The 25,251-nt window shown below is 29.9% G+C and carries 16 protein-coding genes; 4 read left to right on the forward strand and 12 right to left on the reverse strand.

Features of this window, described 5'->3' with window-relative positions; translation table 11 throughout:
- Position 1 precedes the first annotated feature (1 nt).
- Positions 2–631, forward strand: a complete 630-nt coding sequence (locus Q0731_RS06855; protein ID WP_299061757.1) for a YceI family protein — start codon at positions 2–4, stop codon at positions 629–631.
- A 4-nt stretch (positions 632–635) separates the two neighbouring features.
- Here the strand turns inward: Q0731_RS06855 and Q0731_RS06860 are convergent, their stop codons facing one another.
- Complete coding sequence (locus Q0731_RS06860; protein WP_299061762.1) at positions 636–1,511, reverse strand: TIGR01777 family oxidoreductase; 876 nt, start codon at positions 1,509–1,511, stop codon at positions 636–638.
- A gap of 125 nt (positions 1,512–1,636) precedes the next feature.
- On the opposite strand from Q0731_RS06860, the gene Q0731_RS06865 reads away from it, so the two are divergent.
- Positions 1,637–2,761: a VWA domain-containing protein gene (locus Q0731_RS06865; RefSeq protein ID WP_299061766.1), complete on the forward strand. Its 1,125-nt coding sequence runs from the start codon at positions 1,637–1,639 to the stop codon at positions 2,759–2,761.
- Positions 2,762–2,840: 79 nt separating this feature from the next.
- Positions 2,841–4,304, forward strand: coding sequence for a magnesium chelatase (locus tag Q0731_RS06870; protein WP_299061769.1), 1,464 nt, complete (start codon positions 2,841–2,843; stop codon positions 4,302–4,304).
- A gap of 129 nt (positions 4,305–4,433) precedes the next feature.
- Here Q0731_RS06870 and Q0731_RS06875 read toward each other — a convergent pair whose 3' ends face one another.
- The 10 genes from Q0731_RS06875 to Q0731_RS06920 all read right to left on the reverse strand — a co-directional run bounded on the left by Q0731_RS06875 (position 4,434) and on the right by Q0731_RS06920 (position 10,654).
- On the reverse strand, positions 4,434–4,796 hold the full coding sequence (locus Q0731_RS06875; protein ID WP_299061772.1) for a DUF6326 family protein: 363 nt from the start codon (positions 4,794–4,796) through the stop codon (positions 4,434–4,436).
- Between the two features lie 15 nt (positions 4,797–4,811).
- On the reverse strand, positions 4,812–5,432 hold the full coding sequence (locus tag Q0731_RS06880; RefSeq protein WP_299061775.1) for a hypothetical protein: 621 nt from the start codon (positions 5,430–5,432) through the stop codon (positions 4,812–4,814).
- 203 nt (positions 5,433–5,635) lie between these two features.
- Complete coding sequence (locus Q0731_RS06885; RefSeq protein WP_299061778.1) at positions 5,636–6,205, reverse strand: Crp/Fnr family transcriptional regulator; 570 nt, start codon at positions 6,203–6,205, stop codon at positions 5,636–5,638.
- 58 nt (positions 6,206–6,263) lie between these two features.
- Positions 6,264–6,725, reverse strand: a complete 462-nt coding sequence (locus Q0731_RS06890; protein WP_299061780.1) for a DUF6428 family protein — start codon at positions 6,723–6,725, stop codon at positions 6,264–6,266.
- A gap of 47 nt (positions 6,726–6,772) precedes the next feature.
- Positions 6,773–7,099 (reverse strand): metalloregulator ArsR/SmtB family transcription factor, encoded by a 327-nt coding sequence (locus Q0731_RS06895; protein ID WP_299061783.1) that lies wholly within the window; start codon positions 7,097–7,099, stop codon positions 6,773–6,775.
- 47 nt (positions 7,100–7,146) lie between these two features.
- Positions 7,147–8,052 (reverse strand): hypothetical protein, encoded by a 906-nt coding sequence (locus tag Q0731_RS06900; protein WP_299061786.1) that lies wholly within the window; start codon positions 8,050–8,052, stop codon positions 7,147–7,149.
- Positions 8,053–8,062: 10 nt separating this feature from the next.
- The gene (locus tag Q0731_RS06905) at positions 8,063–8,539 is read right to left on the reverse strand and encodes a hypothetical protein (protein WP_299061789.1); all 477 of its coding nucleotides are present in this window, start codon (positions 8,537–8,539) and stop codon (positions 8,063–8,065) included.
- 44 nt (positions 8,540–8,583) lie between these two features.
- Positions 8,584–9,468 (reverse strand): hypothetical protein, encoded by an 885-nt coding sequence (locus tag Q0731_RS06910; protein ID WP_299061792.1) that lies wholly within the window; start codon positions 9,466–9,468, stop codon positions 8,584–8,586.
- 71 nt (positions 9,469–9,539) lie between these two features.
- Positions 9,540–10,073, reverse strand: a complete 534-nt coding sequence (locus Q0731_RS06915; RefSeq protein WP_299061795.1) for a hypothetical protein — start codon at positions 10,071–10,073, stop codon at positions 9,540–9,542.
- A 41-nt stretch (positions 10,074–10,114) separates the two neighbouring features.
- Complete coding sequence (locus tag Q0731_RS06920) at positions 10,115–10,654, reverse strand: sigma-70 family RNA polymerase sigma factor (protein ID WP_299061797.1); 540 nt, start codon at positions 10,652–10,654, stop codon at positions 10,115–10,117.
- A 200-nt stretch (positions 10,655–10,854) separates the two neighbouring features.
- Between Q0731_RS06920 and yaaA the strand changes: the two genes are divergently transcribed.
- Positions 10,855–11,613: a peroxide stress protein YaaA gene (gene yaaA, locus Q0731_RS06925; RefSeq protein WP_299061800.1), complete on the forward strand. Its 759-nt coding sequence runs from the start codon at positions 10,855–10,857 to the stop codon at positions 11,611–11,613.
- Between the two features lie 117 nt (positions 11,614–11,730).
- Here yaaA and Q0731_RS06930 read toward each other — a convergent pair whose 3' ends face one another.
- Positions 11,731–24,957, reverse strand: coding sequence for a GEVED domain-containing protein (locus Q0731_RS06930; protein WP_299061803.1), 13,227 nt, complete (start codon positions 24,955–24,957; stop codon positions 11,731–11,733).
- Positions 24,958–25,251 lie beyond the last annotated feature (294 nt).

Genomic DNA, 25,251 nt, shown 5'->3' on the forward strand with positions numbered 1-25,251 from the left:
AATGAAAAAAATAATTATTACATCGTTACTTTTTGTTGTCGCTTTTAATTTATCATCTTGTAAATCAAATAAAAAAGAAAAAACGCCTACAGAAACAAAAATTGAAGTTAAAAAAAGTACTGCGGCCTTTTCATTAAAAGAAGCAGATAAAAACATTAGCTTTTTAGCTTACAAAACTACAGATAAAGTAGCTGTTGGAGGACAATTTAAAAAAGTTGATATTATTTCTGGAGGAGAAGGAAACACTATTAAAGAAGCTATTAATAATACAGAATTCTCAGTACCAGTTAGCAGTCTTTTTACTAAAGATACAAGTAGAGATTACAAAATAAAGAAGTTCTTTTTTGGTGTAATGGAAAACACAAAATTATTATCTGGCAAATTGGTTATAGAAAATGATTCTATTGGTTATACTAATCTTAAAATGAATGGTATTACTGAAAAAGTGCCTTTTAAATATACTTTGGCAAACAATACTTTTTCTATGAACGCAACTATGGATGTTAGTAATTGGAAAGCCTTAGAAGCTTTAAATTCTTTAAACACAGTTTGTAAAGAATTACATAAAGGAGCTGATGGAATTTCTAAAACTTGGAGCGAAGTGACTTTAAATATTACTACTACTTTTTAAGAAACTATAAATTATTCAACGCTTTTTTTAGCGTTTTAAATCGAAAAGAATAGCCGTTCTTTTCGATTTTTTTTGTCGAAATTCTACTGCCTTCTAATAAAATAATTGCCAATTCTCCAAAAAGTAACTTTAATATAAAACTTGGTACACCAATTCCAACAAAAGGTCTTTTAATACTTTTTGCTAATTCTTTAGAAAACGTTTTACTTGTGTGATATTCTGGAGCAACAGCATTAAAAACACCTTTTAAGTGATTATCAATAGCTCTTATGTACAATAAACACAAATCGTCTATATGAATCCAAGGCATATATTGATTACCAGAACCTAAAGGAGATACAATTGGTGTTCTCATTTTTTCTAAAGCTCCTCCCTCTTTTGATAAAACAATACCCGTTCTTAAAATTGTTACAGGTATGTTTTCTGTTGAAAATTGATGTGCTGCTTCTTCCCATTTATGGCAAACTTCGCCTAAAAAATCATCTCCTACTTTAGCTGTCTCTTCAAAAATAGTTTCTACAGTAACTGCACCATAATATCCAATACCAGAGGCAGAAATAAATCCTTTTAAATTAATATTTAAATCCTTTATTTTAGCAAAAAGTAAATTTGCAGTGTCTACCCTACTGTTAATAATTACTTTTTTTCTTTCTTTAGACCAACGTTTATCAGCAATACCAGCTCCTGCTAAATGGATAATATAATCTGTATCAACCAATGCTTTATCATCAATATAATTTTTAGAAATATCCCACTTGAATTCATTTTTAAGTTTAGGGTTTCTACTTAAAATTACAACTTCGTGTTTTTTATCAATCAACATTTCTGTTAATCTTTTTCCTACTAAACCTGTACCACCTGTTATTAAAATTTTTGCCATATTGTAAAAGTACCATTTATTTGTTTAACAATTTTTATCATTGATAAAACAAATCTATATCAACATTTGATAAAATAATATAATTTCATCTAAAAATTTGTTCTAAAAGATTACTTTTATTGTTGATGAAAAATAGAACAAAAAAAAAAGGATTTGTTTTTAAACCTTATGAGGCTGAAAATAAATCGCCCTTTGAAATGCTTTTTGAAATCTTTAAAGAGTTAATTACACATACCTCTGGCGATTTTGATGAAGCAATAGATTGGTTGCGTTCTTTAGATAAAGAATACAAACTAACCAATAAAGAGTATACTATTGATGATTTTATTGAAGATTTAAAGAAGAAAGGATACATTAAAGAAGAAGTTAAAGACGATGGAACTGGAAGTGGGACAAAAATTACTCCTAAAACAGAAAGAGCAATTCGCCAACAAGCCTTAAATCTTATTTTTGGTAAAATTAAAAGAAGCGGTTCTGGTAACCATAAAAGTAAATCTGCAGGAATTGGAGATGAACATACTGGCGATTTTAGAGCCTACCAATTTGGCGATGCTTTAGACAAAGTTTCTGTTACAGAAAGCATTAGAAACGCTCAAATTAACAACGGAATTGATAATTTTAGCCTTACAGAAAATGATTTGGTTGTTGAGGAAACTTTACATAAAAGCCAAATGAGTACTGTTTTAATGATTGATATTAGCCATTCTATGATTTTGTATGGAGAAGACAGAATTACACCTGCCAAAAAAGTTGCCATGGCTTTGGCTGAATTAATAACTACTCGTTACCCAAAAGATACACTAGATATTATTGTTTTTGGTAACGATGCTTGGTCTATAAAAATTAAAGATTTGCCTTATTTGCAGGTAGGACCTTACCATACAAATACAGTTGCTGGATTAAATTTAGCGATGGATTTATTGCGTAGAAAACGAAATACTAACAAACAAATTTTTATGATTACTGATGGCAAACCAAGTTGCTTGCGTTTGCCAGATGGACAGTATTACAAAAATAGTAATGGTTTAGACAAATATATTGTTGATAAATGCTATGGAATGGCACAACAAGCAAGAAAACTACACATACCAATTACCACTTTTATGATTGCAAAAGACCCTTATTTAATGCAATTTATAAAAACTTTTACAAAAGCAAATCAAGGAAAGGCTTTTTATACGGGCTTAAAAGGTTTGGGAGAAATGATTTTTGAAGATTACGAAACCAATAGAAAGAAAAGAATAAAATAAGAAAAGATAAAAGAGCAAAGAATATAGAGAATGGAGTCTTTAACCTTTATCCTATCTTCTTTTTTCTAAATTTAGATATATGATAGAAAAAATAAATACACTAGGAGAATTAAAAAAATCTGGATACACATCTAAATCCATAAAATACGAGTTACGTGAAAACTTAATCAGTAAAATGATGAGTAAAGAAACTGTTTTTAAAGGGATTCATGGTTATGAAAATACAGTAATACCTGAATTGGAAAGAGCTATTTTGAGTAAACATAATATCAATTTATTAGGTTTAAGAGGGCAAGCAAAAACACGTTTGGCAAGATTGATGGTTCACTTATTAGATGAATACATTCCTATTGTTACAGGTTCTGAAATAAATGATGATCCTTTAAACCCAATTTCTAGATTTGCCGTTGAATTGATTGCAGAAAAAGGAGATAAAACACCTATTAGTTGGTTGCATAGAGAGGATCGTTTTGCAGAAAAACTAGCAACACCAGATGTTACTGTAGCAGATTTAGTAGGAGATGTAGATCCTATAAAAGCTGCCAATTTAAAATTATCTTATGCAGATGATCGTGTAATACATTATGGTATGATTCCTAGAGCAAACCGCTGTATTTTTGTAATTAATGAATTGCCAGATTTACAGGCAAGAATACAAGTTGCACTATTTAATATTTTGCAAGAAGGAGATATTCAGATTAGAGGTTTTAAGTTAAGATTGCCTTTAGATATGCAATTTATATTTACTGCCAACCCAGAAGATTATACAAACAGAGGTAGTATTGTAACCCCTTTAAAAGACAGAATTGGGTCACAAATTTTAACGCATTATCCTGCAGATATAGAAACTGCTAAAACAATTACACAACAAGAAACAAACAAAGCAAGTGCTCAAAAAGAATTTATTCAAATTCCTGAATTGGCAAAAGATATTTTAGAACAAATTGTTTTTGAAGCCAGAGAAAGCGAATATATTGATGCTAAAAGTGGGGTAAGTGCTCGTTTAAGTATCACTGCTTTTGAAAACTTATTAAGTGCTGCAGAAAGAAGAGCTTTACTTTCTGGAGATGAAAAAACAATGATTCGCTTGAGTGATTTTGACGGAATTATCCCTGCAATTACTGGTAAAGTAGAATTAGTTTACGAAGGAGAACAAGAAGGTGCTCAAGTTATTGCAGAGAATTTAATTAATAAAGCGATTAAAACATTGTTTCCAACTTATTTTCCTGAGATAAAAAAATTAGAAAAGCAAAATGTAGAAACTCCTTATGACGATATTATTTCTTGGTTTTTTAATGCCGAAGAAGATTTTGAATTGTTAGATGAGTTTACAGAAAAACAATACAAAAACGAGCTTGATAAAATAAAACCCTTAGATGATTTTCTTAACAAGCATCAACCAAACATGAATACTGAAGATGCTTATTTTGTAAAAGAATACATTCTTTGGGCGTTAGTAGAATTTAAAAAATTAAGTAAATTTCGTTTTACAGAAGGTACACAATTTAAAGATCCATATAGTAATTTTGTGAGTGGATTGTAAAATTAATTTTTAAAAATATTTCACCTTAACATGTACAACCGAATTATTAAATTAATTCGGTTGTTTTATTTTCTATTTTCTTTATTTTTATAAAAAAGATAATTTATCTATTGAATTCAATTTAGTTTTTTAAATTTTCCATTTCCATGCCTTGATAATTATCAGCAATAAAACGATAACCTCTAGAGTTGCACAAATTATATAGTGAGGTAGCAAACTTCCTCCACCAATTACAAATAGAATCATTAAAAAAGCCACCACCATATTTAAAATTCTGTTAATTTTAAAACTCAAATACCTAGAAAAATAAATTAATAGAATGGGCATATTTATAATAATTGCAGCAATTGCCATTGTTGTGGTTACTTCTCCAATAATACCATCTAAAGTGTTTTTATTTACTAATTCTACAAAGATTGATAAGACATCTGCTAAAATCATATTCAATGTAAAAACAATCCATAATGTAGATAATTTTGTTTTAGTGCTCATGGCTAATTATTTAATTTAAAAGTTAAATCCAAAATATAGACCAGGTTCTCCAAAGAAAAATTTTGAATATTGGTCATCTATCGTTTTAAATGAATCTGGCATTTTTGTATGATAAGGTCTGTGTGTAATGCCAAGGGAAGGTTCTATAAAAAATTTACCTTTAAAGAGTTTTATATGATAGCCCAATCTATAAGTATTAAAAATTTGAAAACCATCATCAATTTTATTTCCTTCTTCATTCACAAAAGTTTGCCAAGAACTCATAACGTGCACACCAGCATAGAAACCTTTCCATAGAAAACGTTGATAAGCAATTGCAAAACCTTTCTCTCTAATATAACCTGGAAATTCTGTTTCTGGAGCCTCCCATAAAGGTCCTAATGTTATACCTAGTGACCATGCATATTTCCAAGATTTAAGCTCTAAAGAAATCACATCTTTTTCTGATAAACGATAGCCTAAATTAAGTTGATAAAAATCGGGTTTGTTTGTTTTAGAAAAATTACCCAACATTGCAAAAGTACTACCTATGAAGCAATCTTTATAATTTTGATCAGATTTTTGATATTGTGCCTGAAATTGAAAAAGGCTAGAATACATAAGAATTAGTACTAAAAAAAGTTTTTTATTTTGCATAATCATAAGTTTTTTATTTTGATGCAAAACTAAATACCAATCTCGTAATTATTCGTTCACTTAAGTTCATAAATAAACCTAATAGCTAAATATTTGTCAATTTCAATATAAAACCTCGGTTTAGAAATCCCGCTAAAAAAGCGGGATTAATTCAACAAGAATTTTTAGTGTATTACTTTGTAACTTTTAAAAATTAAGTTTTACTAATTTAAAAGTCTTTTTTTAATTCTACTTAAAGATTGTGGTGTTAAACCAAGATAACTTGCTATTTGATATTGAGGAACTCTCTGTAATAAATCTGGTCTTGTTTCTGTTAAATGTAAATATCTATCTTCTGGACTCGCTAACTTGTAACTGAAAAATAACTCTTGTTGTTTTGACATAATTACCTCTCCAATAATTCTACAAATAGATTGAAATTGAGGATATTTTTGCAGCATCTGTTCTTCAAATGCTTTTGAACCTGCATTTACAACACTATCTTCTATACACTCTAAAAAATGTTCTGTAGGTAACTCTTTACCATAATTTTTTGGCATAATTGGTTGCCCTTCTGTATAAATTTCTAGCGTTTTTTCTTCTCCATCAGCAATTAAATAACTTCTGATACACCCTTTTAAAACTAAAAAACTTTCATTAGCAATACTTTTTTCATTCAAAACCAGAGTCCCTTTTTTATAAGTTCTAATATTAGAACTTTCTATAACGATATTTTCGAGTTCATTAGATAATTCTGTATGATTTAAAATATAGTTGACAAGTTCGTTTTTCATTTTAATGAATAAATTGATTACAAAATAAGTTATCTTTTATTAATTTAAAAATTAAATTTTAACAACACCCTGATTTTGGATCACAACAAGAACTCATAGCTTCTGCAACTTTAATCACTGGCTTTGCAATTCCACAAGCATCAAGTGCTAAACAAGCTGTAACTTTAGAGGTTAACAAAAAGTTGGTGCCATCAAAATCTAAATTGTATTTACCAATAGTTTCTTTTCCTTGATACTCTACCTCTATTTCTAAATCATCAAACTGAAATTTCTTTTCAGAGATTTCTATAATGTTTAATAATTTTTCTGGGTGTAATCTATGGTTGTAATCTCTCTCTTCCCATAATTGAAAATTAATTACTACTTCACTTCTTACTTTTCCTCCACAATCAATAAAATCTTTAGTTATTTTACCAACTTCTGTTACATGAAAATGAGCTGCAACCATTTCTCCATTTGGTAATTGAAAACCTATTGTATCTAAACTTGTTAAGTGCTTTTTAATTTCTGATAATTTCATAATTCTTATTTTTTATATATTATTTCTTTCTAACTTTATTTTTCTAATTAACAACAGTTTCCTGATGAATTTGTGTTTAAAAAATTCCCTAAAATATTTTGTATGTGAGTCCAGTTTTCTTGATCAATACAATAACAAACACTTGTACCCTCTATTTTTCCTTTAATAATGCCCACTTTCTTCAACTCTTTTAAATGTTGAGAAATAGTAGGTTGAGCCAAACCAATATCTTTTACCAAATCTCCACAAACACATGTTTTTAATTTGATTAAAAACTCTAAAATGGCAATTCTTGCAGGATGCCCTAAAACTTTAGCAATCGTTGCAATTTGGTTTTGCTTTTCTGTAAAAATTTCTGATTTGGTTATGCCCATCTTAATTTATTTATTGCAATATTACGATTAATATATTTAAAAAAATACTATTTGCTTAAATTAAACAAATAGCCAACAGAAAAGTTAAAGAAACTTGTTGCTTGTAAATTGGTTTCATTAGGCAATGAATTTGGTAAATTTATATTATAGCCTAACTCAAAATCCCAAGATTTTACGGTTAAGGAAATGGGTATATTTACTTGTGTGTTTAATAAATCAAAAACATCAAAATTAAATGTTCTTAAAACTCTTCTTCCTAAAACAGTAACAACTCTATTAATTGTAATATTTTGTTTTGCAACAATAAAATTTATTCTTGGTTGTATTCTTAAAGCAAAATTTTGGGTTCTTTTTAATGTTAAATTTACAAAACTACTAGAAACTAATTGATAACTTGCATCAGAACCAAATAAATAAGAAGCAGCTACTGTAGTTCCTAAAGATCTTTTTTTGTTTCTAACACCTACATTTATATCAAAAGAATTTGTAAAACCATCAAACCCATCAGTATAAAAAAACTTTGTATAGCCCAGATTATAATTTATGTTTTTCTTTTTACCTAAGGTATTAAAATAGCCTAAAGAAAGACTTGTAAAATCCCAACTTGGAGCAAAATTTTGGTAATAAATACCTGATATACTTGCATTAAAACCAGAAGAATGATAATAAGAAACCTGTGGAATTAAATTAAACTGATCTGTACCAGAATCTCTTCCTGAAAAATAGGTATTGTTATTATAAGAAGCAGAAGTATATAAAAAGCTGTAAGACAAATCACTTTCTATCAATTCATCTAAAAATTGCTGATCATTAAAAAAAAGTTCATCCAATAAGTCATCAATATCATCGTCATTATTTTCTTGAGCAAAAGAACAAAAAGAGGTTGCTATTGTAAACAATAGCAACCCCAAATACTTTATAGCTAATTTAACTTCCTGAAAAGGATTCATCATAATTTTAAAACTAGTTTGCTCTTACTCTCTTTTTTTTACCCTCATTAAGATTGTTTTGCCTAGTACCATCTCTTAACTCTCCCCTATCTTTAGCTTCTCTAATTTTATCAATTCTATTTTTTAACATTTTACGTTGTTCACCAGACAGAGTTTTCCTAAAGTTGTCTCTTGTTTTTCTGAGTCTTACTTGTTGGTTTCTCACCAAATCTTTTTGTGTACTTGTAAAAGTTGAGAGTAACCGTTTTCTAATTTCATTTTTAGAAATTGTTTTATCAGATAAAATAGCTAATTGTTCTTTAGTAAGTGAGGCTTTAAAGGCTTCTCTATTAGTTTTCATTACCTCTTTTTCTTGCTGTAATAAATTACGTTGCTCTTCAGTAAGCTCTTTTGTAATTAAGTTATAATTAGAATCTTGACCAAAAACTGATGTATTAAAGCACATCAAAGTCATAAAACTTAGGTTTAGGATGATGGTTTTTAATTTCATTATTATTTGTTTTTACTGTTATAACTAAAGTACAAAATTACTATTTATAATTTACAATTGTCTTTTGCTGCTGCCATTTCTGTAGCATCATTTATTGTGGCTGTTGAAGCATCTTTATAAATAATAACAACAGGAAAGTTTAGGCTTGGCTTTGTTGTAGAGTCTGGATTTGCTTTATGCCATTCTCTTAATAATTTAAATTCTTTTCTTTCTGTAACCTCAATTACAGTGGCATCTTCCATAGTAAAACTTACTGGCAAAACTAACTTGAAGCATTTTCTTTTATCTTTTCCTTTTTTACAAGAGTCTTTTATCACTGCTAACTCATCAGTATCTAATAAAGTTTGTACAGTACCATCTTCTAAAGTTACATCTACCGGAAAAACTAATTGTGGTCTTTCTGTAATATCTTCGTTTTCTGCATACCATTCTCTAATTAAAGTCCAATCTTTTTTAGAGTTTAAAGTGATAGAAGAATCATCTGCCATGATAAAATCTATAGGAAAAACAAATTCAAAACATTTTTGTCTTCTTTTTCTTCTTCTTTCATTAGTGTCTTCTAATTTTTCACCTCTTATTGAGAAAAAAACTTCACTCTCTAGTTCTTCTCTAGAAACATTATCTGTTTTTAAAGAAACTTTATATCCTAAATTTTCTGCAAATGCTACGTTTGTAATATAACTATCTGCCAAATCTTCATTAAAAGCTGTTTTAGTTGTAATTGGTAAACTAGATGCCTCTACAGTTACTGTTTTTGCTTGTACAATTTGTGCAATTAATGTTGCATCATCTGTTTCTAATGTTTCTAATTCTAAAGTTTCTGTTTCTGAACAAGAAGTAAATAATAGCATTGATAAAATAAATGCACTAATTGATAAAAATAAAACACTTGTTTTTTGAATGTTTTTACTAAAAATTGAAGTTCTCATAATTGTAAGTTTTTAATTAATATTTGTTTCTATTTACTTAGAACTCTATTTTTTTAAATAGTTTGAAAAATTTATAAAATAATTGTTTCTAAAAAGGTATTTTCTGTATAATTATCTATTAACGAGTCTTCTACAAATAATGAATTTAAAAATAAATCATCTATTTTTTGTTCAGAAAGTTCTGCTTTAATTACAATTTCATTTATTAGGGTTGCATCTGCAAAAGCTTCAAATTCTGAATCTTCTAATAATAACGACTCAATTAAACTATCATCAGAAAAAGATAAAAGTTCTATATTATTTTTATTAACAGTTGTATTGTTTGCACTTTGTAACCAAATTGTTAATGCAAATATAAAAACCAAAGAAGCTGCTGCCACATATTTAAATTGTGGTTGTAACCAAAAAACGAGTTGTTTTTTTTCTTGGATTGATTTTTCTTGAACCTCTTCTTTTAGTTTCTCTAAGATTGCTATTTTAGATTTCGCAAAATATCCTTCAGGAGTTTCTATTCCTAAATATTTTTTATGATGTTTAGAAATATCAGTTTTTAAGCCTTCTTCTAAAAAATTTTTACGGTTGATATTCTCTTTTGAGTTTTTCATAATATGTAATTTAGACCCAACTTTTAAAAAATAGTTTGGTTTTATAAAAATATTTTTTCTTCAATTATTTTTACTGATGTATAATAAGAGGATTTTAAAGTACTTTCTGATACTTCTAAAATTTCTGAAATTTGCCTAAAACTTAAATTATCAAAATATTTCATTAAAAAAATCCGTTTTTGCTTTTCTTTAAACCCATCTATAATTGTGTTTAATTTTTTTTGAATTTCATCTCCATTAAAATAAGCATCTTCAAACAATACCTCTAAATTAGATTCAGAAACTTCATCAATATTATTATGTCTTTTTTTATTATTTTTTTCTAAAAAACGCATAGATTCGTTGTATGCAATTCTATACATCCAAGTATGTAAAGAACTTTTTCCTTCAAATTTTTGGATGTTTTTATATATTCTAATAAAAGTTTCTTGTAACACATCATCAGCATTTTCATGGGTGGTAACCATTTTTCTTATATGCCAATACAAACGTTCTTGGTAGACGTCTAACAGCTCACCAAAAGCAGCATCTTTTAGTGAAACATCCTTTAACCTTTTTACAAATGCTGCGTCTTTACTCAACTATTTTATGTGGTTTATATTTTTTGACCCAAGATAATAGAAATAGTTTGATTTATTGATTAAAAAGTTTAATTACAGATTACCAATCAATTTTACAAATATAAATATCAATTTAAATAGATAAAGTTGTTAGATGATTTTTAGAATGATTTGTATTTTTATACTTCGAATTTTTAATCTTTAAATTTTTTCAATAAAAAATGAAAATCATTATATCTCCAGCAAAATCATTAGACTTTGAGAGTAAAGCACCAACTAGTTTGCATACCCAACCTCGTTTTTTAGACCAATCTAAAAAACTAAACAAAAAACTAAAGACACTTTCTAAGAAAAAAATATCTGAGTTAATGAAAATTTCTGATGATTTGTCTGCTTTAAATTTTGATAGAAATCAATCTTGGCAAACACCATTTACCAAAGAAAATGCTAAACAAGCTATTTACTCTTTTACAGGTGCTGTATTTCAAGGAATTGATGTAAACTCTTTATCCGAAGAAAAAATACCTTTATTACAAGAGAATTTAAGAATTTTATCTGGTTTGTATGGTTTGCTAAAACCGTTAGATTTAATACAACCTTATCGTTTAGAAATGGGCACTCGTTTAAAAGTTGGCAAAACAGAAAACCTGTACAAATTTTGGAATGAAGAGTTGGCAATATCTTTAAATGAAGAGTTAAAAGATGATGAGTTATTAGTAAATTTAGCAAGTACAGAGTATTTTAAAGCTTTGCCTAAAAAGACTTTAAAAGTACCTATGATTACCCCTATTTTTAAAGATTTTAAAAACGGAGAATATAAAATTGTAATGACCTATGCCAAAAAAGCTCGTGGTTTAATGGTACGTTATATTATAGATAATAATGTAAACACAATTGATGGTTTAAAAGGTTTCAATGTTGATAAATATCGTTTTTCTGAAGAATTATCTGCTGGTAATGATTTGGTTTTTACACGTTAAAAGTTTACAGTATTCAGTAAAATTGATGCTCAAAAAAATTGAAATAAAATAAAAAAATCCAATTCTTAAGAATTGGATTTTTTTTGAATTTAAAGTCTATTTTAAACCTATAAAATATTAATACCTCTCATACAATACCTTTTTAGAAAACTCATTTTTGTCTGTTAAAACTTTTAATATATATATCTGATTACTAATATTACCTAAATCTAATCTAGTATCTAAAGAGCTGTCATTTATTTTCCATTGATGAACTCTTTGCCCTAAAAGATTAAATAATTGAACTTTTTTAATAAATAAACCTGCTTTATTTTTAAGTACAATTTCTTTAGACGTATTATCTAAATACATCTCTAAGTTTTCAATTTCTGTTACACTTTCTGCTATTGTATCGTCAGATAAAACAGTTTTTTCATCATTTGTGAAAACAATTTCAAAACGATTTGTATGCAATCCTTTGTTTAATTGAAGTGCCACTGAACCTTCACTAAGTACATAGGTTTTATCTGTTTGATTATCTCTTAAATAAATTTCTTCATCTATATTTTTAATTTCATCGATATTTAAAATGATACTTCCTGTATAATCCATTAAAATATCAAATGGTACTTCTAAATCTGATGTAATTTGGTTAACTCCAGACATCACATACTTAACTTCATCTTTATCAGAAGTAAAATACATATCTGTATCTCCTAAATCGAACATTTCACTATCATATCCTTTATCAAAAGCGAAAGAATTACCAGCATTAAATGAAAGCCCTAGTTGTCTATGAAAACTATTGCCTTCTGCATTTAAATAATCCATTCCTAACTTTAAAGATGGCAATTGATATCCTACTGTTTCTTTTGATGATTTAATTTTTGAGATTTCTTCTGATTTTGAATCGTTCTTAAAAAATACAGAATTAGCACCTTCTGTTACGTATTCTCTTTGGCTATTATTAAAAACAACAGAACCTGCTGCATTTGTTTCTATAAAGAAACCTTGGCCAATTGCAATATAACCTTCTGGTTCTTTATAAGCTTGATCACCTGCTCCTCCATAAAATGGTTGACAGCTAATATTACCATCTGCATCTTGTAATCTTAAAAAATCTATATTGATTGACACAGCGTCTTTTGATACTAAAGTAATATCACTACCAGATGGAATACAAACTGTTAAAGGTCCACTATTTGCAAATACACCTGATGAAGATGGCAATGTAAATTGAAAATTTGAAACACCATCTATATATAACTCCATCATTTTTGATGCTGAAGAATTATAATTAATAATCAATTCATCTACTCCTCTAATAATGCTATTAAACGTAATTTCTTCTGATATTGCATCTAATAAAACATCACTTGCACCTACACTACCAGTAGTTATAGCTGCCTCTGCTTGTAAAGAAATATCAAAAGGTCCTGAAATAGTTGGGCTATTTGCTGCCACACCACCAACTAAATTTTTGGTTGCATACCCTCCAATATATCCTGCATAAGTATGTCCTGCTATAGCAGAACCTGTTGCATCTACCTCTCCTACATGTTGCCAAAAATAAAGAGTAGCTGTGGTTACTGCTAAATTATCTTCTATAAACTTTTTAGCACTTAATGCAGATGCATAAGGGTTACCAATTAAATAACTATCACCAGAAGCAAAACTGCTTGACTCTAAATTACCATCTTTAGGAGAACCTATAAAAGTATAATTTTGAGCAACTCCTGGTCCTTTGAAAATAAAACCATCGGTATTAGGAATTGCACCTCCACTTCTAGTTTGTGACCAGCTTACCATTCCATTAGAACTTGGTGCATAAGTATACATCCAATAATCTGCTAATGATATTGGTGATGTAGTGTCTCCATCATAAATATTGCCTGTTAAGAAGTTAATGTCTTTGGCAATATCTGTATTAATAGTTCCTGATGCATTTGTTGGTACTGTACCATCTTTAAATACATTTGCTATTGTGTAACTAGATCCTAATGCAACATTTTGCACAGGAGAACTCATATAATTGTAACGATACTTACTAGGAACTTCAGAATTTTGATCTATTAACAAACGACCAGAACCAATAACTTGAGATGTTGTTTGGTGTGTTTGTATTAATTGTGCTAAGTTATTATTGTTTGTACTTATAAGTCTAATATCACCGTTTAAAGAAATGGCATTGGTAACAACCAATAAATTATCTGTAATAGAAAAGGTATTAGATGCACTAACAGCTAAATCTTTTGCTATAAAAGTACCTGTTGTATGATTATAATCCTCTCCAATAATTACAAAACGAGAACGATCTGGTTCTCCATTGGTCCAAGTAGATCCAGACCTTGTTGTACCATTAATTCTATGAGTACCTAGTTGTACATTTAAATTAGTATTGGTAGTATTAACTGCAGAAATTAATGGATCAAAAGGATGTCTTTCTGGTGGATTTGCATAAGGATTTAAAGCATCATCTATAAAAACCACCCATTCTGAACTGGTATAGGTACTATTTGGCGCTAACCTTTGATCTGCTCTCACAAAAGAGGTGTTGTCTGTAATATTAGAAACTACATCAAATCGGTTTGTCCAAGCGTCTTCATTTATAACTGATGATAATGCAATGATATCATTACCACCAGAAAAAGCGGTTAATGAATCACTATTTAAATTGGAAGCACTTCCATTAATATTGGTAATTGTATTTCCTGTTTTATTTATTAATACAGATTGTCCTGGTGCCAATGTTGCTGTTACTGCAAAACTAGCATCTGGTGTAACCCCTGTTTGATCTCCAGACTTATCATCAAACAAAACAACTTTAATTGAATTTGGTGCAATTGTTATGCTTGTACTTATATTGGTAACTTCTATCCATCGATCTGTTGATGAATGATATACTTGCGTTATCATAACATTATCTGTTATAATAGATTCTCTATAATCAACATCTCCTGTTAAGTTCGTATTTGTAAAATTGTTTTCTGGATCATTAAAATCTCCATTAACATCTGCATAATTATCTGAATCTTCTAATGTATTATCAAACCCATTGTCTCCAACTGTGCCATCAGTTTTCCCATCAGTATTTGCATCTGTTAAACCAGAACCAGATTCTACAATATCAAGTATTTCATCGTTATCTGAATCTAAATCTAAATAATCTGAATTATCTTCTGCATCTGTATTCACAGGAGATAACCCACCAATATAAGCTGAATTAATACCATTATTTGCTAAATAAGTTGCATAAGAATCTGCTGCTGGTAATATATAACCTGCTGTAGTTTGTGCTTCAACATTATCTGGAATACCATCATTATCTGAATCTAAATCTACATCGTTAGGAATACCATCACCATCAGTATCTAAAGAATATAATAGAAGTATTGACGATAGTTGTATATTTTGTATTGTAGAAACTCCTGCTCCATGAAAACTTGTATCTATAAAATAATCTGTTGCAGTAGCATTTAAACTACTAGTATAAAATACAACATCATTTTTTAAATAAGTAACTACGTTTCCTTCTTTTTTAATACTAAATACATCTGATGCAGTATAACTACCAAAAGCACCTCTATGAGAACCATTCTCATAGACTCTTATTGTAGTTTGATCTATATAGATCGCAAAATCAATATCATTGAAAGAAGAATTGACATTAGGGTAAGAATTTAGTCCAATCATAAATCTTCTACCTGATAAAGAAGGAGTTTGAAAACTAGCTTGAAAAGCATTAATATCGAACCCATAACTTATTACACCTGGTGATGCATAAGAATCATTCCAATTAGCATTATTACCATTGGTAATTAATGTATTACTAATAACTGGTGTCATTACTTTACTTACTGTTGCTCCTACTCCTCTAGTCCATTCATTAATATTTATTTTATTTTCTTCAGTATCTAAAATACCATCATTATCATCATCAATGTCAACAGCATCTTCAATACCGTCAAAATCGGTATCTAAAGTTTGTCTATAATCAACTTCTCCAACTCCATTTGTATTTGTAAAATCATTTTCTGGATCGTTAAAGACTCCATTAACATCGGTATAATCGTCTATAGATTCTAAAGTATCGTCTAAACCATTTATACCTACTGTAGCATCTGTTTTCCCATCAGTATTTACATCTGTTAAACCTGTCCCAGATTCTATGATATCAAAAACACCATCATCATCTGCATCTAAATCTAAATAATCTGGGTTGTTTGTTTGGTCTGTATTCTCTGGTGTAATACCCCCTAAATAAGCAGAATTAAGTCCATTATTTGTTAAGTAGGTTGCATAGGTATCTGTCGCTGGCAAAGTATAACCTGCTGTTGTTTGAGCCTCTACATTATCTGGAATACCATCATTATCTGAATCTAAATCTAAACTATTAGGGATACTATCTCCATCAGTATCTAATGGTAATATTGATGATACTTGAATATTTTCTATAGTAGATATCCCTGCATCAGCGAATGAATTGTCTATAAAATAATCTGTAGCAGTTGCATTTATAAGACTTGTGTAAAAAACAACATCGTTTTTTAAATATGTTATAGTATTTCCATCCTTTTTAATACTTAATATATCTGTAGCTGTATAAGAACCAAAATTACCTCTGTGAGATCCACTTTCGTAGATCGTTAAACCTGTATGATTTATATAAATAGCATAATCAATATCAGTATAAGAAGAGTTCACGTTAGGATAAGAGTTTAAACCAATCATATACCTTCTACCTGACAAGGAAGGTGATTGAAAACTAAATTGAAAACTATTAACATCTAAACCATAACTTAAAATACCTTGTGAAGCAAAAGAATCATTCCAACTTGAACCACCACCATTTGTGATTATTGTATTTGTTGCTACTGGAGGTATCACTTTTACTACAGTTGCATTGGGGCCTCTTTCCCAATTATTAACATCTATTGCATTTTCTTCTGTATCTAATATACCATCATTATCATCATCAATATCAATAGTATCTTCTATACCATCAAAATCAGTATCTAGGGTTTGTCTGTAATCAACATCTCCTAAAGAATTTGTATTTGTAAAATCGTTTTCTGGATCATTAAAATCTCCATTAACATCTGTATAATCATCTGAATCTTCCAATGAATTATCGAACCCATTATCACCAACTATTCCGTCTGTTTTTCCATCAGTATTTGCATCTATTAAACCAGAGCCTGACTCTACAATATCAAAAATATCATCATCATCTGCATCTAAATCTAAGTAATCTGCATAATCGGTATTATCAGTATTCTCTGGAGTTAAACCACCAATATAAGCAGAATTAACTCCATTATTTGCTAAATAGGTTGCAAAAGTATCTGCTACAGGTAAAGTATAACCAGCAGTAGTTTGTGCCTCTATATTGTCTGGAATTCCATCATTATCTGAATCTAAATCTAAGCGATTTGGAACTCCATCTTCATCTGAATCTAATGTTATTAATTCTGATAATGGAATTAGTTGAATATTCTCTATCGTAGCTACTCCAGCACCATGAAAAGAAGTATCTATAAAATAATCTGTTGCAGTAGCAGCAGTTACACTTGTATAAAAAACAACATCATTTTTTAGATACGTTATTACGCTTCCTTCTTTTTTAATACTAAAAATATCTGATGCTGAATAAGCTCCAAAAGTCCCTCTATTAGACCCATTTTCAAAGACTCTTATAGTAGTTTGATCAAAATATATTTGATAATCTATATCTGTGTAAGAAGAACTAACGTTAGGAAAAGCATTTAAGCCTATCATAAATCTTCTACCTGTAGTAGAGGCTGATTGAAAACTAACTTTAAAACTATCTACATCTAATCCGTAACTTAAAACACCTGGTGAGGTAAAAGAATCATTCCAACTTGCACTATTTCCATTGGTTGTTATGGCATTTGTTCCTTCTGGAGGAATCACTTTTACAACTGTTGCACCAGGACCTCTAGACCAATTATTAACATTAATTGTGTTTTCTATAATATCTAAAATACCATCGTTATCATCATCTAAATCAGTATCATCACCCACACCATCAGAATCACTGTCTAAAAATTTTCTATAATCTACATCTCCTGAACCACTTGTATTTGTAAAGTCATTTTCTGGATCGTTAAAATTACCATTTACATCGGTAAAATCATCAAGTGATTCTAAGGTGTTATCTAAACCATTAATACCGATTGTTCCATCTGTTTTTCCATCAGTATCTGCATCTGTTAATCCAGAACCAGATTCTACAATATCAAAAATACCATCATCATCTGCATCTAAATCTATATAATCAGGTGTATCTACACCATCTGTATTTACAGGTAATAGACCATTTACACCTCCGTTATTTACAGCTATATATCTTGTATTTAAACCATTATTTGTAATATATTCTGTGATATTATCTGAATTTGGATCATTGTAAGCTAGCGTTGATTGTGCTTCTATATTATCTGGAATACCATCATTATCTGAATCTAAATCTAAACGGTTAGGAATACCATCTTGATCTATATCTAGAGGCTCAATCGAGGTTAACTGAATGTTCTCTATAGTTGAGACTCCTGTATTTGCAAAAGAATTATCTATAAAATAATTTGCTGCATTTGCAGGGATGAGACTTGTATAAAATACAATATCGTTTTTTAAATAGGTTACAAGATTCCCTTCTTTTTTAATACTAAATACATCTGTGGATGCAAAAGAACCAAATCCTCCTCTATAAGAACCATTCTCATATATTAATAAACTAGTATTTGCAATATAAATAGCGTAATCAATATCCGTATAAGAAGAATTTACGTTAGGGTAAGAATTTAAACCAATCATAAACCTTCTACCAGATACAGCAGCTGTTTCAAAACTAAATTGAAAACTATTTACATCTAATCCATAACTTAAAACTCCCTGAGAAATGTAAGAATCATTCCAGCCTGAGTTATTAGTATTAGTTGTTATGGTATTGGTTGCTACTGGTTGAATAACTTTTGTAACTCTTGCACCTATTCCTCTCGTCCAATCATATATGTTAATAACTTCTTCTGCTGTGTCTAAAATTCCATCATTATCATCATCTATATCTATATTATCTGCAACACCGTCTAAATCTGTATCTACAGCGTTTCTGTAGTCTAATTCTCCTCCTGGATCAGTTAAATTTAAGTAAAAAGTACCTAGGTTTGTAATATCATTATTTTGATTGGTATTTATTGTGGTAAGACCAAAAGTTACTGCCGGATCTTCAAAAACATCCTGAAAACCATCATTATCTGCATCTGCCAATACTAATGCTACTGTTGGACTAAGCCTTTCATCAATATCTAATAAACGATCATTGTCTGAATCTGTATCTCTATAATCTGGAGTTCCATCACCTTCAGTATCTACTGGTATAATCCCTCCAATATATGCTGAATTTAGACCATTGTTAGTTGTATAATCTGACAAATTATCAGCATCTGGAGCTGTATATGTAGCAGTTGGCTGTGCTTCTATATTATCTGGTATACCATCATTATCTGAATCGATGTCTTTATGATTTGGTAAACCATCACCATCTGAATCTATTTGTAAAAATGATTCTAATTGAATATTTTTTATAGTTGATACCCCATCTGCAAAAGAAGTATCTACAAAATAATCTGTTGCATTTGCAGTTATAAGACTCGTGTAAAAAGCAACATCGTTTTTTACATATTTTATAACATTTCCTTCTTTTTTTACACTTAATATATCTGTTGCTGTATAAGAACCAAAAATTCCTCTACTAGTACCACTTTCATATATATATAAAGTTGTATTATTTATATAGATAGCATAGTCAATATCATTGAAAGAAGAGTTAACGTTAGGATAAGAATTTAAACCAATCATAAATCGTCTACCTGACACAGCATCTGTTTGAAAATTTAATTGAAAGTCATTAACATTTAACCCATAACTAATTACACTTGAAGAAGCGTAAGAATCATTCCAGTCTAAATTATCACTATTTGTAGTTATTGAATTGCTTGTTGGAGGTATTATTTTTACTGCACTTGGTAAAGGACCTCTCGTCCAATCTGTAATATTTACAATACTTTCTACAGCATCTAAAATACCATCATTGTCATCATCAATATCTATATTGTCACCTACACTATCAAAATCGGTATCTGTAGCATCTCTAAAATCTAGTTCACCAGTTCCTGGAAGCGGAAAATCGTTATCTGTATCTGCAAAAGCAGCCTCTAAACTAATTACATCTGTTATAGTATTACCAACACCTAAACCATCATTAACTGTGTATCCTGAACCAGAAATATCATTATTATCATCAAAAGCATTGTCTAAACCATCTCCATCAGAATCAATATTTAATACTACATTGTCTGTGTCTCCATTTTCTAAAATATCAGGTGTTAAATCATCATCTGAATCCAAATCAAAATAATCTGGATTACCTGTAGTATCTGTATTTACTGGATCAATACCAAATACAATACCAGCTTCATAAGCATCATCTAAACCATTTGTATTTACATCATCAATACCAGCTCCTATGCCACTTGGCTCTATATAACTAGTAGATAATTGTGCTTCTATATTATCTGGGATACCATCATTATCTGCATCTATATCTGTAAAGTTTGGTAAGCCATCTTCATCTGTATCTATTGTATTTAAACCTGAACCTGCAGAACTAGGAACTCCCATTGTTGAAGTTGTAATACCTACAGTACCATCTGCAATACCATTTCTATCAGCATCTATACCTTGTGCTTCTATTACATCTAAAATTCCATCGTTGTCTGAATCTAAATCGAATTTATTTACAATACTATCTCCATCGTTATAAGCATCTGTTGTACAAGGGTTATTATAACGCAATTCTCCTGTCATAAAAGTGCTTCCATCTAATTCTTGATCAATTACAATTTCATTAGTTGAGCCAGTATTCCATATCGCGTTTAAGGCTGGTTTTGTTAACAACAGCTCTTCTAAAGGTGCTAATTCATTTGAACTTCTAACGCCAGACAGCGTAAGCACACCTGCAGAACTAATTGATATTCTTAAATCTACTCTAAATGCAGACCCACCCAAAGACCATACATTGGTAACACCAGATGCTCCATAATTAATACCATCAGAAAAATGAACCATATTGTGTTGTGAAAATGCTGCAGGCCTATAAAACTGGATTTCTCCAGCAAGGTCAACACCATTCACAGTAATACTTAAAGAATTATTTATTCTGTAAACATCAAAAACAACTTCTTTATTACCAGCTGGCAAAGTAAATGTTTGTGCTGTAGAGTTTGTTACATTAACAGGTATAGCGGTAACAGATGTAGGAAAACCACATTCATCTACATCTAAAATACCATCATTATCGTTGTCTAAATCTATACTATCTGGCACTCCATCTGTATCAATATCATTAAATCTTCTAAAATCTAATTGTACTGTAGGATCTTCATCATCTTTAAAAAATGTAATAGGGGTTGCAATACCGTTGTTTGAATTATCAGTTGCAGGACCTAAATTTAAATCTACAGTATCAAAATTATCTTGCAAGCCATCATTATCAGCATCTGCTAACACCAATAAAACTGTAGGATTCCTACTTTCATCAATATCTAAAAACGCATCATTATCTGAGTTTGTATCTAAATAATCTGGCAATGGATCAGAGAAAGTAAAAGCACCATCTGTATTTACCGGAATTAAACCAGTTGATAGTGCAAATATATTTGAATCATCAGCATCATAATCTCTATCTAAACCATCTAAATCTGCATCTACACCAGAAGGCACTATATAACCTGATGTTGTTTGAGCCTCAATATTATCTGGAATACCATCATTATCTGAATCGATATCTAAATGATTTGGCACACCATCACCATCTGTATCTACTTGTAAAAATGAATCTAATTGAATATTATTTATTGTTGTAACAGCATCTGCAAAGGAAGTATCTACAAAATAATCTGTGGCAGTTGCATTAACAATACTTGCGTAAAAAACAACATTATTTTTTAAATAAGTTACTACATTTCCTTCTTTTTTTACACTTAATACATCTGTGGATGCATAAGACCCAAAACTACCTCTACTTGCACCACTTTCATAGACTTGTAAAGTAGTATTATTAATATAGATTGCATAATCTATATCTGTATGAGAAGAATTAATATTGGGATAAGAATTTAATCCAATCATAAATCTTCTACCAGAAACAAGATCTGTTTGAAAATTTAATTGAAAATCATTTACATTTAACCCATAGTCTAATACACTTGCAGAAGCATAGGAGTCATTCCAATCTAAGTTAATGCCATTGGTTGTTATGGAATTAGTTGTTGGTGGAATTATTTTCACAGCAGCTGGAGCAGGTCCACGTGTCCAACTAGAAACATTTACAACACTTTCTACTTTATCTAAAATACCATCATTATCATCATCAATATCAACATCATCTCCAACACCATCTAAATCAGAATCTGTAGCGTCTCTAAAGTCTAAATCTCCACTTCCTGGGATAGGAAAATCGTTATCTGAATCTGCAAAAGCTGTTTCTAAGTCTGCTACATTTGCTACAACATTACCAACACCTAAACCATCATTAACTGTATAGCCTGCTCCTGATGTATCATTATTATCATCAAAAGCATTGTCTAAACCATCACCATCTGAATCTAAATTTAATACAAGATTGTCTGTATCTCCGTTTTCAAAAATATCTAGTGTTAAATCATCATCTGAATCTAAGTCAAAATAATCTGGATTACCAGTAGTATCTGTGTTTACTGGATCGATACCAAATACAACACCAACCTCATAAGCATCATCTAAACCATTTGTATTTACATCATCAATAGTAGCTCCAACTCCACTTGGCTCTGTATAATCGATAGATAACTGTGCCTCTATATTATCTGGAATACCATCATTATCTGCATCTATATCTGTAAAATCTGGCAAGCCATCATTATCTGAATCTCTTATAGTTAATCCTGAGCCTGCAGAACTAGGCACTCCCATTGTTGAAAGAGTTACACCAACAGCACCATCTGCTAAACCATCTCTATTTGCATCTACACCTCCTGCTTCTATTACATCTGTAATACCATCATTATCTGAATCTAAATCAAATTTATTTACAATACCATCTCCATCATTATAAGCATCTGAAGAGCAAGGTTCATTATAGCGAGTTTCCCCTGTAATATATGTACCTCCATTTACCTCTTGATCAAATACAATTTCATTCGTTGTACCTAAATTCCATATTGCATTTAAAGCTGGCGTAGTTAAAAACAATTCTTCTAAAGGTGCATATTCATCTGTACTTCTTACACCATATAAACTAAGCACACCTGCAGAACTGATAGATATTCTTAAATCTACCCTAGTTGATGAACCTCCAATTGTCCAAATATTAGTTACTCCAGACTCACCATAAGCAATACCATCAGAAAACTCAATCATATTGTGTCCAGGTAAAAATGCAGATCGAGTAAACTGAATTTCTCCTGCAAGATCAACACCATTCACTGTAATACTAAATGAGTTATCGATTCTGTAAATATCAAAAACAACTTCTTTATTTCCTGCAGGCAAAGTGAGTGTTTGCTCAATAGAGTTTGTTGTATTAACAGGAACTACAGTAACAGAACTTGGAAACCCACATTCATCAGCATCTAAAATACCATCATTATCATTGTCTAAATCTATATTATCTGGTACACCATCTGAATCAACATCATTAAATCTTCTAAAATCTAACTCTACAGCAGGGTCTTCATCATCTTTAAAAAAAGTAATTGGAGTTGAAATACCGTCATTTGAATTATCAGCTGCTGGTCCTAAATTTAAATCTACAGTATCATAAGCATCTTGCAAACCATCATTATCATCATCTGCTAGGATAAATGGTAAAATAGGATTTCTACTTTCATCAGCGTCTAAAATTGCATCGTTATCAGCATCTGTATCTAAATAATCTGGTACTACATCAGAAACAGTAAAAGCTGCATCTGTATTAACCGGAATTAAACCAACAGAAGAAACTAATATATCAGTGTCATCTGCATCATAATCTCTATCTAATCCATCTAAATCTACATCTACCCCAGAAGGCGCTATAAAACCCAATGTAGTTTGTGCTTCTATATTATCTGTAACCCCATCATTATCTGAATCGATATCTAAATGATTTGGCACACCATCTCCATCAGTATCTATCTGTAAAAACGAATCTAATTGAATATTGTTGATTGTTGATACGCCATCTGCAAAAGAAGTATCTACAAAATAATCTGTAGCAGTTGCATTTATAAGACTAGTATAAAAAACAACATCGTTTTTTAAATAAGTAATAACATTCCCTTCTTTTTTAACACTTAATATATCTGTAGCTGTATAAGAAACAAAAGCCCCTCTATGAGATCCACTTTCATATACATGTAAAGTAGTATTGTTAACATAAATAGCGTAATCAATATCTGTATAAGAAGAATTGACATTAGGATAAGAATTTAGCCCAATCATAAATCGTCTACCAGTTACAGAAGCTGTTTGAAAATTTAACTGAAAATCATTCACATTTAAACCATAATCTAATACACTTTCAGAAACGTAAGAATCATTCCAATCTAAATTATCTCCATTTGTTGTTATAGAATTAGTTACTGGTGGAATTATTTTTACAGCAGCTGGAGCAGAACCACGTTTCCAACTAGAAACATTTACAACACTTTCTACAGTATCTAAAATACCATCATTATCATCATCAATATCAATATTATCTGCAACACCATCTTTATCTGAGTCAGGCACAGGAGTTCCTGTGTTTATTATATAATCTTCTATTTCACCTACTTGATACTGCAAATTACAAGGATTAACCGTTGCAACATCTCTCATAATCATTACACGCATTCTGGTTTCTCCAATAGACGCTCCACTTGGCACTGTAAAAGAAAAACTTTCTGTGATTCCACTACTACTATTTGCATCATTGCCTGTATATGTAAAAATTTCTTCACCACTATCTGTATAATCTCCATTATCATTATAATCTATCCACACCTTAACATCAACATTATTATAATCATCCATTGTAAATGTAACAGACCCAGAGTAACTGCTACCTGCAGCTAAACTTGTTGACACACCACTATAAACAGAGTAACCTGCTCCATCTGTAGAAGTATAAATAGAGGAATTATTAATACTCTCTAAATTTACATTTTGAACATGAAAGGCAGTCCCAAAACCAACATTAGTTGGAGTACAGTAGGTTTGTGAAAACAGAAAAGTAGATGTAAAAATACAAATAGCAGGTAAAGCTAACTTTAGTAAGTTATTCATTTTTAGGGGCGTTTAAATGATTATTAAATATTTTTTAGAAGTACTAAAAGAATACTTTATTGGTCATATAAATTATATAATTAACATTATTTCTTAACAAGTCATTTCACTTTTTCCTTTTTTATACACGATATTACTGTAAATAACAACAAATCGTATACTCATATTATATCAAAAAATAAAATAAAGTTATCAGCAAATATAAAATAAATTATTAACATTTGTTAAAAAACATCAAAAAATCATGCTTTTAAAAAAAATAACGCTTCATAAAAATCAATATAAATTGAAAGA

Origin of the sequence: uncultured Polaribacter sp. (assembly GCF_947497695.1) — a bacterium.
In the GTDB taxonomy this organism is placed as follows: Bacteria; Bacteroidota; Bacteroidia; order Flavobacteriales; family Flavobacteriaceae; genus Polaribacter.

What these genes read in the sequence shown, in the direction of transcription:
- Q0731_RS06855 (WP_299061757.1), top strand. Translation starts at nt 2, where the DNA reads ATGAAAAAAATAATTATTACATCGTTACTTTTTGTTGTCGCTTTTAAT.
- Q0731_RS06860 (WP_299061762.1), bottom strand. Translation starts at nt 1,511, where the DNA reads ATGGCAAAAATTTTAATAACAGGTGGTACAGGTTTAGTAGGAAAAAGA.
- Q0731_RS06865 (WP_299061766.1), top strand. Translation starts at nt 1,637, where the DNA reads ATGAAAAATAGAACAAAAAAAAAAGGATTTGTTTTTAAACCTTATGAG.
- Q0731_RS06870 (WP_299061769.1), top strand. Translation starts at nt 2,841, where the DNA reads ATGATAGAAAAAATAAATACACTAGGAGAATTAAAAAAATCTGGATAC.
- Q0731_RS06875 (WP_299061772.1), bottom strand. Translation starts at nt 4,796, where the DNA reads ATGAGCACTAAAACAAAATTATCTACATTATGGATTGTTTTTACATTG.
- Q0731_RS06880 (WP_299061775.1), bottom strand. Translation starts at nt 5,432, where the DNA reads ATGCAAAATAAAAAACTTTTTTTAGTACTAATTCTTATGTATTCTAGC.
- Q0731_RS06885 (WP_299061778.1), bottom strand. Translation starts at nt 6,205, where the DNA reads ATGAAAAACGAACTTGTCAACTATATTTTAAATCATACAGAATTATCT.
- Q0731_RS06890 (WP_299061780.1), bottom strand. Translation starts at nt 6,725, where the DNA reads ATGAAATTATCAGAAATTAAAAAGCACTTAACAAGTTTAGATACAATA.
- Q0731_RS06895 (WP_299061783.1), bottom strand. Translation starts at nt 7,099, where the DNA reads ATGGGCATAACCAAATCAGAAATTTTTACAGAAAAGCAAAACCAAATT.
- Q0731_RS06900 (WP_299061786.1), bottom strand. Translation starts at nt 8,052, where the DNA reads ATGATGAATCCTTTTCAGGAAGTTAAATTAGCTATAAAGTATTTGGGG.
- Q0731_RS06905 (WP_299061789.1), bottom strand. Translation starts at nt 8,539, where the DNA reads ATGAAATTAAAAACCATCATCCTAAACCTAAGTTTTATGACTTTGATG.
- Q0731_RS06910 (WP_299061792.1), bottom strand. Translation starts at nt 9,468, where the DNA reads ATGAGAACTTCAATTTTTAGTAAAAACATTCAAAAAACAAGTGTTTTA.
- Q0731_RS06915 (WP_299061795.1), bottom strand. Translation starts at nt 10,073, where the DNA reads ATGAAAAACTCAAAAGAGAATATCAACCGTAAAAATTTTTTAGAAGAA.
- yaaA (WP_299061800.1), top strand. Translation starts at nt 10,855, where the DNA reads ATGAAAATCATTATATCTCCAGCAAAATCATTAGACTTTGAGAGTAAA.
- Q0731_RS06930 (WP_299061803.1), bottom strand. Translation starts at nt 24,957, where the DNA reads ATGAATAACTTACTAAAGTTAGCTTTACCTGCTATTTGTATTTTTACA.